This window comes from Amycolatopsis sp. NBC_00348, from assembly GCF_036114655.1.
Taxonomy (GTDB): domain Bacteria; phylum Actinomycetota; class Actinomycetes; order Mycobacteriales; family Pseudonocardiaceae; genus Amycolatopsis.
Genome location: NZ_CP107994.1, coordinates 2,615,975 through 2,630,348 on the forward strand (window position 1 = coordinate 2,615,975; position 14,374 = coordinate 2,630,348).

The 14,374-nt window shown below is 72.8% G+C and carries 16 protein-coding genes; 10 read left to right on the forward strand and 6 right to left on the reverse strand.

The features are described 5' to 3' along the window. Window positions 1–73 precede the first annotated feature (73 nt). Together OHS58_RS11735 and OHS58_RS11740 are read left to right on the forward strand one after the other, a co-directional pair. The gene (locus OHS58_RS11735; RefSeq protein WP_328648243.1) at window positions 74–1,099 is read left to right on the forward strand and encodes an ABC transporter substrate-binding protein; all 1,026 of its coding nucleotides are present in this window, start codon (window positions 74–76) and stop codon (window positions 1,097–1,099) included. An 11-nt stretch (window positions 1,100–1,110) separates the two neighbouring features. Continuing rightward, window positions 1,111–1,320 (forward strand): MbtH family protein, encoded by a 210-nt coding sequence (locus tag OHS58_RS11740; RefSeq protein WP_328648244.1) that lies wholly within the window; start codon window positions 1,111–1,113, stop codon window positions 1,318–1,320. A 57-nt stretch (window positions 1,321–1,377) separates the two neighbouring features. Here OHS58_RS11740 and OHS58_RS11745 read toward each other — a convergent pair whose 3' ends face one another. Continuing rightward, entirely contained in the window at window positions 1,378–1,998 is a 621-nt protein-coding gene (locus OHS58_RS11745) for a dihydrofolate reductase family protein (RefSeq protein ID WP_326949811.1), read from the reverse strand. 95 nt (window positions 1,999–2,093) lie between these two features. Here OHS58_RS11745 and OHS58_RS11750 point away from each other — a divergent pair, with 95 nt between their 5' ends. Further along, entirely contained in the window at window positions 2,094–2,966 is an 873-nt protein-coding gene (locus OHS58_RS11750; protein WP_328648245.1) for a LysR family transcriptional regulator, read from the forward strand. Window positions 2,967–2,986: 20 nt separating this feature from the next. On the opposite strand, the gene OHS58_RS11755 is transcribed toward OHS58_RS11750, so the two are convergent. From OHS58_RS11755 to OHS58_RS11765, 3 genes are all read right to left on the reverse strand, one after another. Further along, the gene (locus OHS58_RS11755; RefSeq protein ID WP_326949809.1) at window positions 2,987–4,738 is read right to left on the reverse strand and encodes an ABC transporter ATP-binding protein; all 1,752 of its coding nucleotides are present in this window, start codon (window positions 4,736–4,738) and stop codon (window positions 2,987–2,989) included. Continuing rightward, on the reverse strand, window positions 4,735–6,405 hold the full coding sequence (locus OHS58_RS11760; protein WP_326949808.1) for an ABC transporter ATP-binding protein: 1,671 nt from the start codon (window positions 6,403–6,405) through the stop codon (window positions 4,735–4,737). The genes OHS58_RS11755 and OHS58_RS11760 overlap by 4 nt, the downstream gene beginning before the upstream one ends. Before the next feature lie 83 nt (window positions 6,406–6,488). Beyond that, a complete protein-coding gene (locus OHS58_RS11765; protein ID WP_326949807.1) occupies window positions 6,489–7,334 on the reverse strand; it encodes a hypothetical protein in 846 nt (281 codons plus the stop codon). Window positions 7,335–7,453: 119 nt separating this feature from the next. Between OHS58_RS11765 and OHS58_RS11770 the strand changes: the two genes are divergently transcribed. The 7 genes from OHS58_RS11770 (at window position 7,454) to OHS58_RS11795 (ending at window position 12,757) form a co-directional block, all read left to right on the forward strand. Beyond that, on the forward strand, window positions 7,454–7,966 hold the full coding sequence (locus tag OHS58_RS11770; RefSeq protein WP_247052012.1) for a DinB family protein: 513 nt from the start codon (window positions 7,454–7,456) through the stop codon (window positions 7,964–7,966). Between the two features lie 166 nt (window positions 7,967–8,132). Beyond that, window positions 8,133–8,843 carry an MBL fold metallo-hydrolase gene (locus OHS58_RS11775; protein ID WP_326949806.1) on the forward strand — a complete coding sequence of 237 codons (711 nt, stop codon included), beginning with the start codon at window positions 8,133–8,135 and terminating at the stop codon, window positions 8,841–8,843. Between the two features lie 97 nt (window positions 8,844–8,940). Then, on the forward strand, window positions 8,941–9,021 hold the full coding sequence (locus OHS58_RS48730) for a putative leader peptide (RefSeq protein ID WP_410625167.1): 81 nt from the start codon (window positions 8,941–8,943) through the stop codon (window positions 9,019–9,021). Between the two features lie 44 nt (window positions 9,022–9,065). Beyond that, window positions 9,066–9,890, forward strand: a complete 825-nt coding sequence (locus OHS58_RS11780) for an ABC transporter permease (RefSeq protein WP_247052010.1) — start codon at window positions 9,066–9,068, stop codon at window positions 9,888–9,890. Then, on the forward strand, window positions 9,875–10,594 hold the full coding sequence (locus OHS58_RS11785; protein WP_247052009.1) for an ABC transporter ATP-binding protein: 720 nt from the start codon (window positions 9,875–9,877) through the stop codon (window positions 10,592–10,594). Before OHS58_RS11780 ends, OHS58_RS11785 begins: the two co-directional genes overlap by 16 nt. Next, window positions 10,581–11,609: an ABC transporter substrate-binding protein gene (locus tag OHS58_RS11790; RefSeq protein ID WP_326953144.1), complete on the forward strand. Its 1,029-nt coding sequence runs from the start codon at window positions 10,581–10,583 to the stop codon at window positions 11,607–11,609. Before OHS58_RS11785 ends, OHS58_RS11790 begins: the two co-directional genes overlap by 14 nt. After that, complete coding sequence (locus tag OHS58_RS11795; RefSeq protein WP_328648246.1) at window positions 11,606–12,757, forward strand: LLM class flavin-dependent oxidoreductase; 1,152 nt, start codon at window positions 11,606–11,608, stop codon at window positions 12,755–12,757. The genes OHS58_RS11790 and OHS58_RS11795 overlap by 4 nt, the downstream gene beginning before the upstream one ends. Before the next feature lie 161 nt (window positions 12,758–12,918). On the opposite strand, the gene OHS58_RS11800 is transcribed toward OHS58_RS11795, so the two are convergent. Together OHS58_RS11800 and OHS58_RS11805 are read right to left on the reverse strand one after the other, a co-directional pair. After that, the gene (locus tag OHS58_RS11800; RefSeq protein ID WP_247052006.1) at window positions 12,919–13,515 is read right to left on the reverse strand and encodes a class F sortase; all 597 of its coding nucleotides are present in this window, start codon (window positions 13,513–13,515) and stop codon (window positions 12,919–12,921) included. Then, window positions 13,505–14,368 carry a DUF4397 domain-containing protein gene (locus tag OHS58_RS11805; RefSeq protein ID WP_326949801.1) on the reverse strand — a complete coding sequence of 288 codons (864 nt, stop codon included), beginning with the start codon at window positions 14,366–14,368 and terminating at the stop codon, window positions 13,505–13,507. The genes OHS58_RS11800 and OHS58_RS11805 overlap by 11 nt, the downstream gene beginning before the upstream one ends. Window positions 14,369–14,374: the final 6 nt, after the last annotated feature.

Here is a 14,374-nt window from a genome sequence, read left to right on the forward strand (position 1 = left end):
GCCACGGCGGTTGCGTTAGACAGGCTCGCCTAAATAAGGTGTGCCTACCCTAAAGGTTTGGCGAGAGGTTCTCATGTCGGTGTTTCAAGGCGGTGCCGGTCTCACCCGGCGTGGATTCCTGATCGGGACCGGCGGTCTCGCCGCGGCCGCGGCGCTCACCGCCTGCGGCAGCAGTGACGACAAGCCGGCGGCCGCCGCGTCCGGGCCGTGGGAGTTCACCGACGACCGCAACCAGAAGGCGGCGCGCGACCAGCGCCCGTCGCGCGTCGTGGCCTACGCCAGCTCGGCCGCCGCGCTCTGGGACTACGGCGTCCGCCCGATCGGCGTCTTCGGCCCGCAGAAGACGGCCGACGGCGCCAAGGAGATCCAGGCCGGCAACATCGACCTGAACGCCGTCACCTCGATCGGCAACGCGTGGGACGACTTCAGCATGGAGAAGTTCGCCGCGCTGAAGCCGGACCTGGTCGTCACCGGCCTCACCGGCACCAAGCCGACCGACCTGTGGGTGCTGAAGGACGACCTCGGCACCAAGGTCCAGGCGATCGCGCCGATCGTCGCGTTGTCGGAGTACAAGGTCACGCTGCCCAAGGTGATCGAGCGCTACGAGCAGCTCGCCGTGGCCCTCGGCGGCGACGCGAACTCCGACGCGATCAAGAAGGGCAAGGACGACTTCCAGAAGGCGTCCGACGACCTGAAGGCCGCGATCAAGTCGAAGCCCGGCCTGAAGGTGCTCGTGGTGTCCAGCGACAAGGACAACCTCTACGTCTGCAAGCCGGAGTTCTTCGCCGACCTCGCGTACTACCGCGACCTGGGCCTGGACATCATCAACGGCGCCGGCGCGGACGACTACTTCGAGACGCTCAGCTGGGAGCAGGCCGGCAAGTACCCGGCCGACCTGATCCTCAGCGACAGCCGCACCTTCGCCCTGTCCCGCCAGCAGCTGGCGGCGATCCCGACGTGGGCGCAGCTGCCCGCGGTCAAGGCGAGCCAGCTCGCCGACTGGTCGACCGAGCCGCGGTTCAACCCGGTGCTCGCGGCCCCGGTCATCCAGAAGCTGGCCGACGTCGTGAAGGGCGCCCGCACCGACATCACCGCCTGAGGAGGCGCACCGTGACCAACCCGTTCGAAGACCCCGAAGGCACGTACCTGGTCCTGGTCAACGCCGAGAACCAGCACAGCCTGTGGCCCGAGTCCGTCGACGTCCCGGCCGGCTGGAGCGTCACGTTCGGCCCTTCTGCTCGCCAGGAATGCCTGGACCACGTGGAAGCGAACTGGACGGACATGCGCCCCAAGTCCCTGGCCGACGCCATGGACAACTGACCCTTCCCCACAACGACACGCCGGGAGCCGCGATGGCTCCCGGCGTGTCGTGTTTCGTCAGCGCAGCACGCGGTAGGTCAGGTGCGTGACGGAGCCCGCCGCGCGCACTTCCACCTGCTCGAGGTTCAGCGGCGGGACGCCCTCGAACAGCCGGGTGCCGGCGCCGAGCGTGAACGGCGCGACGTGGATCCGCAGCTCGTCGATCAGGCCCGCGGCGAGGTACTGGTTGACGGTGGTCGCGCCACCGTGGATGGAGATACCCCCGTCCCCGGCCGCTTCGCGGGCGCGCTCGAACGCGGCACCGATGCCGTCGGTGACGAAGTGGAACGTGGTCCCGCCCGCCATCGGCTGCGGATCGCGCGGGTGGTGGGTGAGCACGAAGACCGGGCCGTGGTACGGCGGGTCGTCACCCCACCAGCCCCGCCACGGCCGGTCCCACTCGCCGCGCACCGGGCCGAACATGTTGCGCCCCATGATGAACGCCTTCGCCGTCAGCATCCTGGCGAACTCGGCCGGGTGCTCTTCGGGACCTTCGGAGAACCAGGCGTGCAGCTTGTCGCCCCAGCCGTCGCCGCCGTCGTCGCCGAACGGGCGCTCCTCGGTCTGGTTGAGCCCGGCCGCGAACCCGTCGACCGAGATCGTGAGGTCGCACGTCACCTTGCCGTCCGCTGTGGTCATCGCTCTCTCTTCCGTTGCGTGAACACCAGCATGGGCGAGCGGACGCATGACGTCCAATGCCAGAATCGCGCTGGACCCATTGATATCCTTGATGAATGCTCAACCTGGTCCACCTCAAGGTCCTGGCCGCGGTGGCCCGGCACGGGTCGGTCACCGAAGCCGCGCGGGAGCTGCACTATTCGCAGCCGTCCGTGAGCCACCACCTGGCCCGGCTGGAGGTGACCACCGGCGTCAAGCTCGTCCAGCGGGTCGGTCGGGGAATCCGGCTGACACCGGAAGGGCGGTTGCTGGCCGACCGGGCCGCCGAGATCGTCGGTCGGGTCGACGCGGCGACCAGCGAGCTGGCCGCCCAGGCAGGGCTGCAGGCCGGAAAGGTCCGTCTGGCCGCCAACGCCTCCGCTCTCGGCACGATCGTGCCGGCGGCGGCCGGCTTGCTGGCCCGGGCCCACCCGGGACTCGAGCTGAGCCTGTTCGACCGGCACCCGGTCGAGGCGCGGCAACTGCTGAGGCACGGCGAGATCGACGTCGCCCTCGTCTTCGGCCACGGCGACGTTCCGGTGCCGGAGGAGGGCTTCCGGCTCCGGCACCTCGCTGACGACACGATCCACCTCGTCAGCCGCCACCCTGGCGACAGTCTCGCGAACCACCGCGACTCCGCCTGGATCGGCGGGTGTGCCCAGTGCCGAGCCGAACTGGACGCCGTGTGCCGCCGGGACGCCTTCACCCCGCGGATCGGCTCGTTCAGCGACGACATGGTCGTCGTGCAGTCCCTGGTCGCCGCCGGGATCGGGGTCGCCATCCTGCCCGGCCTCGCGCTGCGGGCGCACCGCCGGGCGGACGTCCACACGACCGAGCTCACCGGGTTCCGCCGCCGGATCCACGCCGCGACCTACGGCGACCCGCCCGACCCGCCGGCCGTCGCCGCTGTCCTGGACGCGCTGACCGAAGCCGCCGTGACAACCGCCTGACAAGCGCCTGACGGGCGTCGTCAGGCGCGCTGGCCGGACCAGGCCGCCCAGAGCTTGGCGTACTGGCCGTCCGCGGCCACCAGCTCGTCGTGGGTGCCCGACTCGACGACCGCGCCCGCGTCCAGGACCACGATGCGGTCGGACGCCGCCGCCTGGGTGAGGCGGTGGGCGACCACCAGTGCCGTGCGGCCTTCCAGGGCCGCCGCGGCCGCCGACTCCAGGACGCGGGAGCCCGCGCTGCCCGCCTCCGCCGTGGCCTCGTCGAGGATCGCGATCGGCGGGTCCGCCAGCACCAGCCGGACCAGAGCGAGCTGCTGCGCCTGCGTCACCGTCAGCTGGTGGCCGCCTTCGCCGACGACCGTCGCGAGGCCCTCCGGCAGCGCCTCCGCCCAGGTCAGCGCCCCCACCTTGGTCAGAGCGGCCCGCAGGTCGTCGTCGGACGCCGACGGCCGCGCCAGGCGCAGGTCCTCGGCCAGCGGGCCGGCGAAGACGTGGACCTCCTGGCTGATCAACGCGACGGTCCGGCGGGTCGCCTCCGGGCCCAATTCGTCCAGGGGGACGCCGCCGAGCGTGACCGAACCCGAGCCCGGCCGGTGGATCCCGGCGATCAGCTTGGCCAGCGTCGTCTTCCCGGCGCCGCTCGCGCCGACCAGCGCCACCCGCTCGCCGGGGGCGACACCGAGGTCGATCTCGCGCAGGACCGGGTGACCGTCCACATAGGAATAACCCGCGCCCGCGGTCTTCACCGACGCGTCGAGTGGCCGCCCCGGCTGCGCGGGCTGGGCCTCGGCGGGCAGGTCGGCGACGCCGATCAGGCGCGCGAGACTGGCCGCGGCCGCCTGGGCGTCGTCGACCAGCGCCAGCGCCGTCGTGATCGGGCCGAACAGGCTGTGGAAGTACAGGGCTGCCGCCGTCGCGACGCCGACCGTGACCGCGTCCGCGCCGACCAGCAGGAAGCCCATCGCCAGGATCGCGGACAGGCCGACGAACTCGGCGAGGTTGAGCCGCGCGTAGAACCGCGTCACCAGGCGGATCCCGCGCAGCGCCAGCTCGACGGCGCTGTCGGAGCGCTTGCGCACCCGCTCGATGTGCGCGTCGCCCATGCTGAACGCGCGGACGGTCTTCGCGCCGCCGATGGTGTCCAGCAGCTGCTGCTGTTGCGCGCCGACGGCCTCGCGTTGGCTGGCGTACAACGGCTTCGCGCGCGGGACGTACCAGCGCACCGTCCAGAGCTGGATCGGCACGGCGATCAGCGCGGCCAGGAAGAACCGCCAGTCGAGCACGGCCAGCGCGCCGAGGGTGAGGACCACCGTCAGCACCGAACGGCCCAGCTCGGGCAGCGCCTCCCGGACGCCCTCCGCGACCACGGAGACGTCGTTCGTCACGCGGGCGGTGAGATCGCCGGAGCCGGCGCGTTCCAGCTGTTCGAGCGGCAGGCCGAGGGCCCGCTCGACGAAGCGTTCCCGCAGCTCGGCCAGGATCGTCTCGCCGAGACGCGACACCATCGACACACCGAGCGCGGTGGCGACCGCCTGCGCCAGCGCGACGAGCACCAGCGCGACCACCGGCGTGACGAGCTCGGTCGCCGGCTGCTTCGACGCGACCAGGTCGACGACCCGGCCGAGCAGGGGAGCGGTCAGCAGGCCGATCGCGGTGGCCGCGACCAGCATGGTGAACGCCGCCGCGGCGCGGCCCTTGGAGCGGCCGATCAGCTCGCCGACGACGGCGCGGATGCGCCGCCCGTCGGCCACGGGGAGGAGTTCACGGGTCATGACAGCACCGCCGCCCGGTAGTCGGCCCGGCCGGCCAGCTCGGCATGACTGCCCTGGCAGGCGATGCGCCCGTCGTCGAGCAGCACGACCCGGTCGGTCGCGGCGAGCAGGGCCGGGCTGGTGGTCACGAGGATGGTCGTGCGGCCGCGTCGCAGCTGCGCCAGGCCCGCGGCGATGCGGGCCTCGGTGACGGTGTCGACGGCGGTCGTCGGGTCGTGCAGCACGAGCACCGGCGCGTCGACGGCCAGCGCCCGCGCGAGGGCGACGCGCTGGCGTTGCCCGCCGGAAAGCGATCTCCCGCGTTCGCTGACGGCGGTCGCGACGCCGTCGGGCAGCGCGCTGGCCACCTCGTCGACGGCGGCCGCGGTCATCGCTTCGGCGACGCGGGGGCCGGGCTCGACGTTCTCGGCCACGGTGCCCGCGAACAGGTCCGCGTCGTGCGCGGCGACCAGCACGACCTCCCGGATCCGCCGCGGGTCCACAGTGGACAGGTCGACCGAGTCGACCGACACCGACCCGGTGGCGGGGTCCGCGGCGCGGCCGAGGCAGTCGAGCAGGTCGGTCGCGGCGGCCGGGTCGGTGGCGACCACGCCGAGCAGTTCCCCCGGCCGGGCTTCGAAATCGACGTCGCGCAGCGCGCCGCGGCTCAGCGCGGACAGCCGCACGTGCCCGGCCGCCGGCTCCGGCAGCGTCGCGGTGCCCTCGCCGACCGCGGGCGGCGCGTTGAGGACGTCGGCGATCCGCCCGGCCGACGCCCGGCCCTGGGCGAGCTCGCCGTTGACCCACGCGAAGATCGAGAACGGCGTGATCAGGTACTGGGCGAGCCCGACCGCGGCGACCAGGTCGCCGATGGTGATGTCGCCCGCCGCGGCGAGGTTGCCGCCGACGAGCGCGACCAGCGCGATGAAGATGCCGGTGAGCGCGAGCAGCGCGCCGTTGTGCCAGGCCTGGGCGCGGGCCGCGCGCAGCGTCGCCTTCAGCGAGTCCTGGCTGGTCCGGCGGTAGCGGTCGACGGCCGCGCGCTCGGCGCCGACGCCCTTGAGCACACGCAGGCCGGCGACGAGGTCCGTCGCGATCCCGGAGGCGAAGGCGGAGCGCTCCTGCTCGGCCTCGCTGCGGCGTTCGAGCGGCTTTCCGATGAGGTGCGCGAGGTACAGCATCGGCGGCGTGCCGAGCAGCACCAGCAGCCCGAGCGGGATCGACATGGTGAGCAGCACGACGGCGCTGACCAGCAGCCCGGCCAGCCCGGCGACACCGAAGGGCAGCACGCCGTTGAGCTGGCCGACGCGCTTCGCGTCCGACGTCCCGATGCTCACCAGCTCGCCCGCGAGGTTGCCGGCTTCGGCACCGCCGCCGGGGTGCAGCACGCGGCGGCCGAGGTCGAGGCGCAGGTCGTGGGCAGCGCGTTCCGCGGCGCGCTCGCCGGAGCGGGCGCCGAGCCGGTAGCTGGTCGACAGGCCGGCGAAGAGCACGCCCAGCACCGCCAGCCACAGCAGCAGGGTCCAGACCGAGCCGCCCGCCACGGCCTGGTCGATCACGACGCCGATCACCACCGGGACCAGCGCCTCACCGCCCTGGTGGCACGCGGTCAGCGCCGACGCGAGCGCCACCGACCTGCGTTGCCCGGCGATCGAACGGCGGAGGACTTCCCGTCCGGTCGTGCTCACCCGCGCCTCCCTGTCCTGTCGTGGGATAGGTAAGGCTAGTCTAAGTAAAGAACGTGCGGGGAAACGGTCGGCTTCGTCTCAGTTCAGTTCGCGGCTGCTACGGGATCCGTTGCCGGTTCCCCGAACCGGGCCAGCGCGAGCGCGGCGGCGACGGCCAGGACGAACCCGGCGAGCGCGACCACCACGAACCCGGGCCGGGTGCGGTCGCCGAGCACCAGCACGCCGACCAGCGACGGGAACACCGTCTCGCCCAGCACCATCATCGCGGTCGACGTCGTGACGCTGCCGCGCTGCAACGCCGTCGCGTAGAACAGCATTGCCATCCCGCCCGCGACCGCGACCGTGTAGGTGGCCGGGTCCTTGAGCAGGTCGAGCGGCGCGAGGCTGGGGATGATCCGCCCGGCGATCGCGACGACGCCGAAGCACAGCCCGGCGACCAGCCCGAGCGCCGGCGTCCGCACCCGGCGGTTCGCCTTCCCGGCGACGATCCCGGCGCCGGCCAGCACGACGACCGCGCCGATCAGCACCAGCCGGAACCCGAGCCCGACCGGGTCGGAGCCCTCGCTTTCGGCGGCCGCGCCGAGCAGGCCCAGGCCGGCGCACACGACGACGATCGCGCCCCACTCCCGTTTGCCCAGCCGGACGCCGAGGAACCGCGCGGCGACGGCGGTCACGGCGAGGCTGGCCGCGAGCGCGGCCTGCACGACGAACAGCGGCAGGACGTGCAGGGCGACGATCTGCGCGACGAACCCCAGTACGTCCAGCGAGAGGCCGAGCACGAACTTCCACTGGCCGAGCACGCGCACGAGCAGTTTCGGGTCGAGGCCGTCGGCCCCGGTGTCGGTCGCGCGCGCGGCGACCGACTGCATCACCGAAGCGACGCCGTACGCGCACGCCGCGCCCAAGGCGCACAGGAGTCCCCACCACATGTCGCCCACCCTATGGCCGCCGCGGGCGGGGGCGCTGTGCGTGCGGTGCGTCGGGGCTCATGATCACGAGTCTGGCACGGTCCCCGGAAATTGTCGGACCCTCGCGCTAGGTTGCGTTCATGTCGAACACGAGTTCGAAGACCCGCCGGTCCTGGCCCGCCCGCCTGGCTTGGGAGGAGCTGCGCCTGCAGCTGGACTTCCTGCAGTTCCTGCGCGCCACGGCAGTGAACAAGGTCGCCGGGCTGAGCCGCGCGACCGCCGCCGCGACGCCGCTGCCGACGTCTCCCCGGCTGAGCGTGCTGGGCGTGGTGAAGCACCTGACCGCGGTCGAACGCTGGTGGCTGGCCATCGAGGCGGGCGGCGCGGACCTGCCGTCGTTGTGGGCGGGCTCCCCGGACCCGAGCTGGGACCTGACCGAGGACGACACCCCGGCGTCGGTGGTCGCGGCGTACAAGGCGGAGTGGGCACGGGTGGAGAAGGCGCTGAGCGGCCTCGGCCCGGACGACCGCACGAGACGGCGGTCGGAGTTCACCGTGCGGTGGGTGGTGGCGCACGTGGTCCAGGAGACGGCGCGGCACGTGGGGCACCTGGACGTCCTGCGCGAGTTGGCCGACGGGGAGGTGGGCGAATGAAAGCAGGGTGACACGCGGGTTGGCGTCGGTGTGTTGCCGTTGTCGCGGAATGCCGTGGGCTTTCGCTGGTGCCAGTGGGTTCCGGCGCCTCGGTCGGTTGAGCTGCGCTTGATGTTCGGTTGATCGGCTTCGGAAGGGCCGCGGACCGACCCCGTAGGGTGGGCCCATGACGGATCGGCTCTACTTCCGGCAGCTCCTGGCCGGCCGCGACTTCGCGGTCGGGGACCCGGTGGCCACGCAGATGGTGAACTTCGCCTACCTGATCGGCGACCGCGAGACCGGTGACGCGGTGATCGTCGACCCGGCCTACGCCGTGCGGGATCTGCTGGACGTGCTCGCCGCCGACGGGATGCGGCTCACCGGCGTGCTCGCGACGCACCACCACCCGGACCACGTCGGTGGCGAGATGATGGGGTTCTCACTGCCCGGGATCGCCGAGCTGCTCGCCGTCGAGCAGGTGCCGATCCACGTCAACGGCGCCGAGACCGAGTGGGTGCGGCGGGTCACCGGCGTGTCGGCGACCGACCTGCGCGCACACGACCACGACGACGTCCTCGAGGTCGGGTCCATCCCGATCCGGCTGCTGCACACGCCCGGGCACACGCCGGGCAGCCAGTGCTTCCTCGTCGAGGACAAGCTCGTCTCCGGCGACACGCTGTTCCTCGAAGGCTGCGGCCGCACCGACTTCCCGGGCGGGGACGCCGAGGAGATCTACCGCAGCCTGCAGGCCCTCGCCGGGCTGGCGGGCGACCCCGTCGTCTACCCGGGCCACCAGTACTCGGCCGAAGCGTCGGCCGCGCTGTCGGAAGTGAAGCGCACCAACTTCGTCTACCGGCCGCGCTCGCTCGACGAGTGGAAGGTCATGTTCGGCGGCTGACGCCGTCGTTCCACGCACTGGAACGCCCGGATTTCACTCACTGAGACCGGGCGTCCACGGATTGACTTCACCCGTTCGTGGCTCGAAGCTCGGGACCATGCAACAGGACGCGCTTCTCGTGCGCCGCCGGCACGTCGATCTCCGGCGGCAGGCGAGCGCGGTGTGTCCGTTCGCCTGAGCCCTGCGCGAAAGCCCGAATACCGAAGTTCCCGGGAGAAATCCGTGTCGATTTCCACCACGGGCGTGCTGGCGCGCGCCGAACCGGCCGCCGAAGGGCCGCCCCGCAAGACACCCACCCGGCGCCGCCCCGACCTGCGGCGCTGGATCAGCCCGGTGGTGCTGGTCGCCGTCTGGCAGATCGCCAGCGGCACCGGCCTGCTGCCGCCCGACAAGCTCAGTTCACCGTGGACGGTCCTGCAGGCCGGCGTGGAAGTGGCGCGCAGCGGCGAACTCGGCGACGCGTTCGTCGTGTCGCTCGGCCGCGTCGGCGCCGGGTTCGCCATCGGCGCGATCGTCGGGGTCGTCCTCGGCATCGTCTCCGGGCTGTCGCGCTGGGGCGAAGCGCTCGTCGACCCGCCGGTGCAGATGCTGCGCACGCTGCCGTTCCTCGGCCTGATCCCGCTGTTCATCCTGTGGTTCGGCATCGGCGAGGAAACGAAGATCGTGCTGGTCGCGCTCGGCGTGGCCTTCCCGCTCTACCTGAACGTCCACTCGGGAATCCGCGGCGCCGACCCGAACCTCGTCGAAGCCTCCCGCGCGCTCGGGTTCAGCCGCGCGGAACGGCTCTGGCACGTCGTGCTGCCCGGCGCGCTGCCGCAGGCGCTCGTCGGGCTGCGGCAGTCGCTCGGCCTGGCGTGGCTCGCGCTGATCGTCGGCGAGACGGTCAACGCCGACGCCGGCGTCGGTTACCTCATCAACAACGCGCGGGAGTTCCTGCGCACCGACGTCGTGGTCGTCGGCCTGATCCTCTACGCCCTGCTCGGCCTGGTCACCGACGCGCTGGTCCGGCTGCTGGAACGGAAGGTGCTGCGGTGGCGAACCCGGTAGCGGACGTCGCGAACCTGACCAAGCGGTTCGGCGACCGGACCGTCCTCAGTGGACTCGACCTCACCATCGGCCGCGGCGAGTTCGTCGCCCTGCTGGGCCGCAGCGGCTCCGGCAAGTCGACGCTCCTGCGGGTGCTGGCCGGCCTCGACGGCGCCGTCGAAGGGCAGGCCGACGTCCACGGCACCGTCTCGGTCGCGTTCCAGCAACCGAGGCTGCTGCCGTGGCGCAAGGTCTGGCGCAACGTCGTCCTCGGCCTGCGCCAGGACGGCGTCTCGAAGTCCCGCAACCGGGCGCTGGCCGACAAAGCGCTCGCCGAGGTCCACCTCGCCGAGCACGCCGACGACTGGCCGCTGACGCTCTCCGGTGGTGAGGCCCAGCGCGTGTCGCTGGCCCGCGCGCTGGTGCGCGAGCCGGACCTGCTGCTGCTCGACGAGCCGTTCGGCGCCCTCGACGCGCTCACCCGGATCGCCATGCACCGGCTGGTCGAAGACCTCTGGCGCCGGCACCTGCCGGGTGTGCTGCTGGTGACCCACGACGTCGACGAAGCCCTGCTGCTCGCCGACCGGGTCCTCGTCCTCGACGGCGGCCGCATCATCGCCGAACACCGGCCGGGCGGCTCCCGGCCGCGCAACCCCGCCGACCACATCGACGTCCGCCGCCGCGTGCTGGCGGACCTGGGAGTGACCGAAGATGCGCCTGTATAAGGGAATTGCCGTCGTCGCGGCGGCACTGGTGCTGGCCGGGTGCGGCTCGGCCACCGGCGCGAACCCCGGGCCGGCCGCGGTGCCGCAGGCGGTGAGCGCGGCCGACCTGGCGAAGGTGACGCTCAAGGTGGGCGACCAGAAGGGCGGCGTGAAGTCGCTGCTCACCGCGGCGAAGGGGCTCGACAACCTGCCGTACAAGATCGAGTGGTCGACGTTCACCTCCGGGCCGCCGCTGCTCGAGGCGGCGTCGGCGGGCGCGATCGACATCGGCCGCGTCGGCAACACGCCGCCGATCTTCGCCGCCGCCGCGAAGGCGAAGATCGCCGTCGTGAGCGTCTCGAAGAGCAACGTCGAACGCGAGGCGATCCTCGTCCCGGACGACTCGCCGCTGAAGGACGTCGCATCGCTGAAGGGCAAGACGGTCGGCGTCGCCAAGGGCAGTTCCGCCCACGGCCAGCTGCTGAACACGCTGCACAACGCCGGACTGTCGACCAAGGACATCAAGGTGACGTTCCTGCAGCCGGCCGAGGCCTACGCCGCGTTCACCCAGCACACGATCGACGCGTGGGCGATCTGGGACCCCTACACCGCGCAGGCCCAGATCGAGGCCAAGGCGCGGGTGCTCGCCGACGGCCGGGGCGCGTCCAACGGCCTGAGCTTCCAGACCGCGAGCACCGCGGCGCTGGCCGACCCCGGCAAGAACTCGGCCATCCGCGACTTCGTGGTCCGCGTGGTCAAGGCGCAGAAGTGGGCCGACGCGCACCGTCCGGAATGGGCGGCGGCGTGGGCGAAGGAGACCGGGCTGAAGCTCGAGGTGGCGCAGAAGGCCGTCGACGCCGGCCGGGACCTGCCGGCTCCGCTGGACGACTCGATCGTGAAATCGGAGCAACAGCTCGCGGACGCGTTCACCGACGACAAGACTCTGCCGGGGAAGGTGGACTTCGCCGCGTACGCCGACCGGCGGTTCGGCCCTGACCTGGAGACGGCCCAGAAGACGCCGAGGAGCAACGGATGAGCATCAAGCTGCACTGGTTCCTGCCCACCAGCGGCGACGGCCGCACGATCGTGGAACGCTTCCACGCCAACCGGTCCGCCGGTCCGGCGGCGCAGCGCGACCCCGATCTCGACTACCTCGCCCAGGTGGCCCGTGCGGCCGAGCGGCAGGGCTTCGAGGGGGTGCTGACGCCGACCGGCACTTGGTGCGAGGACGCCTGGCTGACCACGGCCGCGCTGATCCGCGAGACGACCAAGCTGAAGTTCCTGGTCGCGTTCCGGCCCGGCGTCATCTCGCCGACGCTGGCCGCGCAGATGGCCGGGACGTTCCAGCGGCTCTCGGAAGGCCGGGTGCTGCTGAACATCGTCACCGGCGGCGACGCGGTCGAGCAGCGCCGGTTCGGTGACTGGCACGACCACGACGCCCGGTACGCGCGCACCGACGAGTTCCTGACGATCGTCCGCGGCGTGTGGTCGGGGAAGCCGTTCACCTTCGAAGGCGAGCACCTGAAGGTCGAAGGCGCGACGACGCTGGCCGCGCCGGACCCGGCGCCGCCGATCTACTTCGGCGGCTCGTCCCCGGCCGCGCTGCCGGTCGCGGCGAAGCACGCCGACGTCTACCTGACCTGGGGCGAGCCGCCCGCGCAGGTGGCCGAGAAGATCGCGAAGGTCAAGGCGCTGGCGGGGGACCGGGACATCCGGTTCGGCGTCCGGCTGCACACGATCTCGCGCGACACGTCGGCCGAGGCGTGGGCGGAGGCGCAGAAGCTGCTGGACGCGCTGAGCCCGGAGCAGGTCGCGAAGGCGCAGGCGCAGCTGGCCGCGAGCGAGTCCGTCGGGCAGCAGCGGATGGTCGCGCTGCACGGCGGCCGCACCGACGGCGGCGTCCGCGGCCTGGAGATCCACCCGAACCTGTGGGCGGGCGTCGGCCTGGTCCGCGGCGGCGCGGGCACGGCGCTGGTGGGCAGCCACAGCGAGGTCGCCGACCTGATCGAGGAGTACCACTCGGTCGGCGTCAGCGAGTTCGTGCTGTCCGGCTACCCGCACCTGGAGGAGGCGTACTGGTTCGGCGACGGCGTCCGGCCGGAGCTGGCCCGGCGCGGCCTGCTGGCCGGCGTCGAGGCGCTGCACCGCCCGTCCCACCCGGAACGCAACGTGGCCGCGCTTTAGGCGCTACCGGAGCAAGCCTGCTCGCGGTCTTCGCGCCCAGGCGGCCCCTGACGGCACGGGCGGCCCGCCCGAGTACAACCCCGGTACGAGGGCGACCCGCCCGCACCGCCAGGAACCACCTGGATCACGAAGCCCATCGAGCAGACTCACTCCGGCAGCGCCTAGCTCCAGCTGGTCGAGGCGTAGACGACGATGTTGTCGCGGTAGGAGCGTTTGGCCGCGTCGAAGCTGCCGCCGCAGGTGATGAGCCGCAGGGCGCTGCCCGGTGCGGGGCCGTAGACCGCGTCGGTGGGGAAGGCGTTCTTCGGGTAACGCTGGACGCGGTCCACGACGAACCGCGTCTCCTGGCCGTCGGAGCGGGTGACGAACACTTCGTCGCCGCCCTTGAGGTCGCGCAGCCGGAAGAACGGTGCCGGGCCGGCGCGTGAGTCGACGTGCGCGGCGATCACCGCGGGGCCGGGGTCACCCGGCACCGGGCCGGCGGCGTACCAGCCGACGTCCTCGAACTTCGCGGGCGCCTCGAGCTGGTGGTCGGGGCCGAGCCCGAGCGGGACGAGCGCGGGCGCGTCGACGGCGATCGCCGGGATCCGCAGGTGCACCGGGCGGACTTCCGGGGCCGTCGGCAGCGGCTGCGGGCCGGCCGCGGCCGCCGGGGTGGCGGACGAGGTCACCGTCGGCGGCGGGGTGGCCGGGGCCGCCGTGGAGCAGCCCGCGACCACCAGCGCCGCGACGAGCAGCGCGCCGAGCTCAGCGCGCACGGGCCGCCCGGCGCCGTCGCAGCACCGGCCACGCCGCGAGCGCGGCCAGGAGCGCGACGACCGACGCCGCCGGCCAGATAGGCGAGCCGGTGGACATCGGCGCCGTGCCGCCACCGCCGGTCTCGACGCCGAACTTCGGCGGGTCGGGCAGCGACGCGCCGTCGGAGATCGGGTTCGCCTTGAGCGCCCCGGCGTCCTCGGTGACCAGCAGCGTCGTGGACGTCCCGGCCTTGACGTCGACGTCGGCGGTCGACTTCACCGAGCCGCCGCTCAGCTGCAGCGGCCAGCGCCCCTGCGGGACGTCGACGTAGTTGGACGTCATGCCGTAGGCCGCGTCCTTGGCGATCGCCATGCCCTGCGGGCCGTCGACGGTGACCGGCGCGATGGCCGCCGACCCCTCGACGACGCGGACCCGGCCCTGGCCCGGCCCGGGCGGGGTCAGGTCGTCGGTGACGAGCTGGCCGTGCAGCGTGCCGTCCGGGCCGTTCGCGAAGACCAGCAGGGAGTAGGCGTTGCGCTCGGCGACGTCGATGGTGGCCGTCAGCGCGGGCGGGGTGGTCGAGGCGGCGTCGGCCGCGCGCATCGAGAGGGTGTACTTGCCGGGGGCGAGCGAGGAGTACGGGGTGACCGCGCCGTAGCCGGCCTTGCGGATGACGACCTTCTCGGCCTGCCCGAACGGCGCGAAGTAGATGTCGACGGGCGGCACCTTCGGGGACAGGTGCCCGACCCGGATCCAGCCGACGCCCGGACCGGGTGTGGTGGCGGCGGCCGACGCGGGCAGGGGCGTCAGCGCGCCGATCAGCAGGGCCGCGGCGATCAGCCCGGCGGGTCTGAGCAGGAGCCTGGTGCGCATGACAGG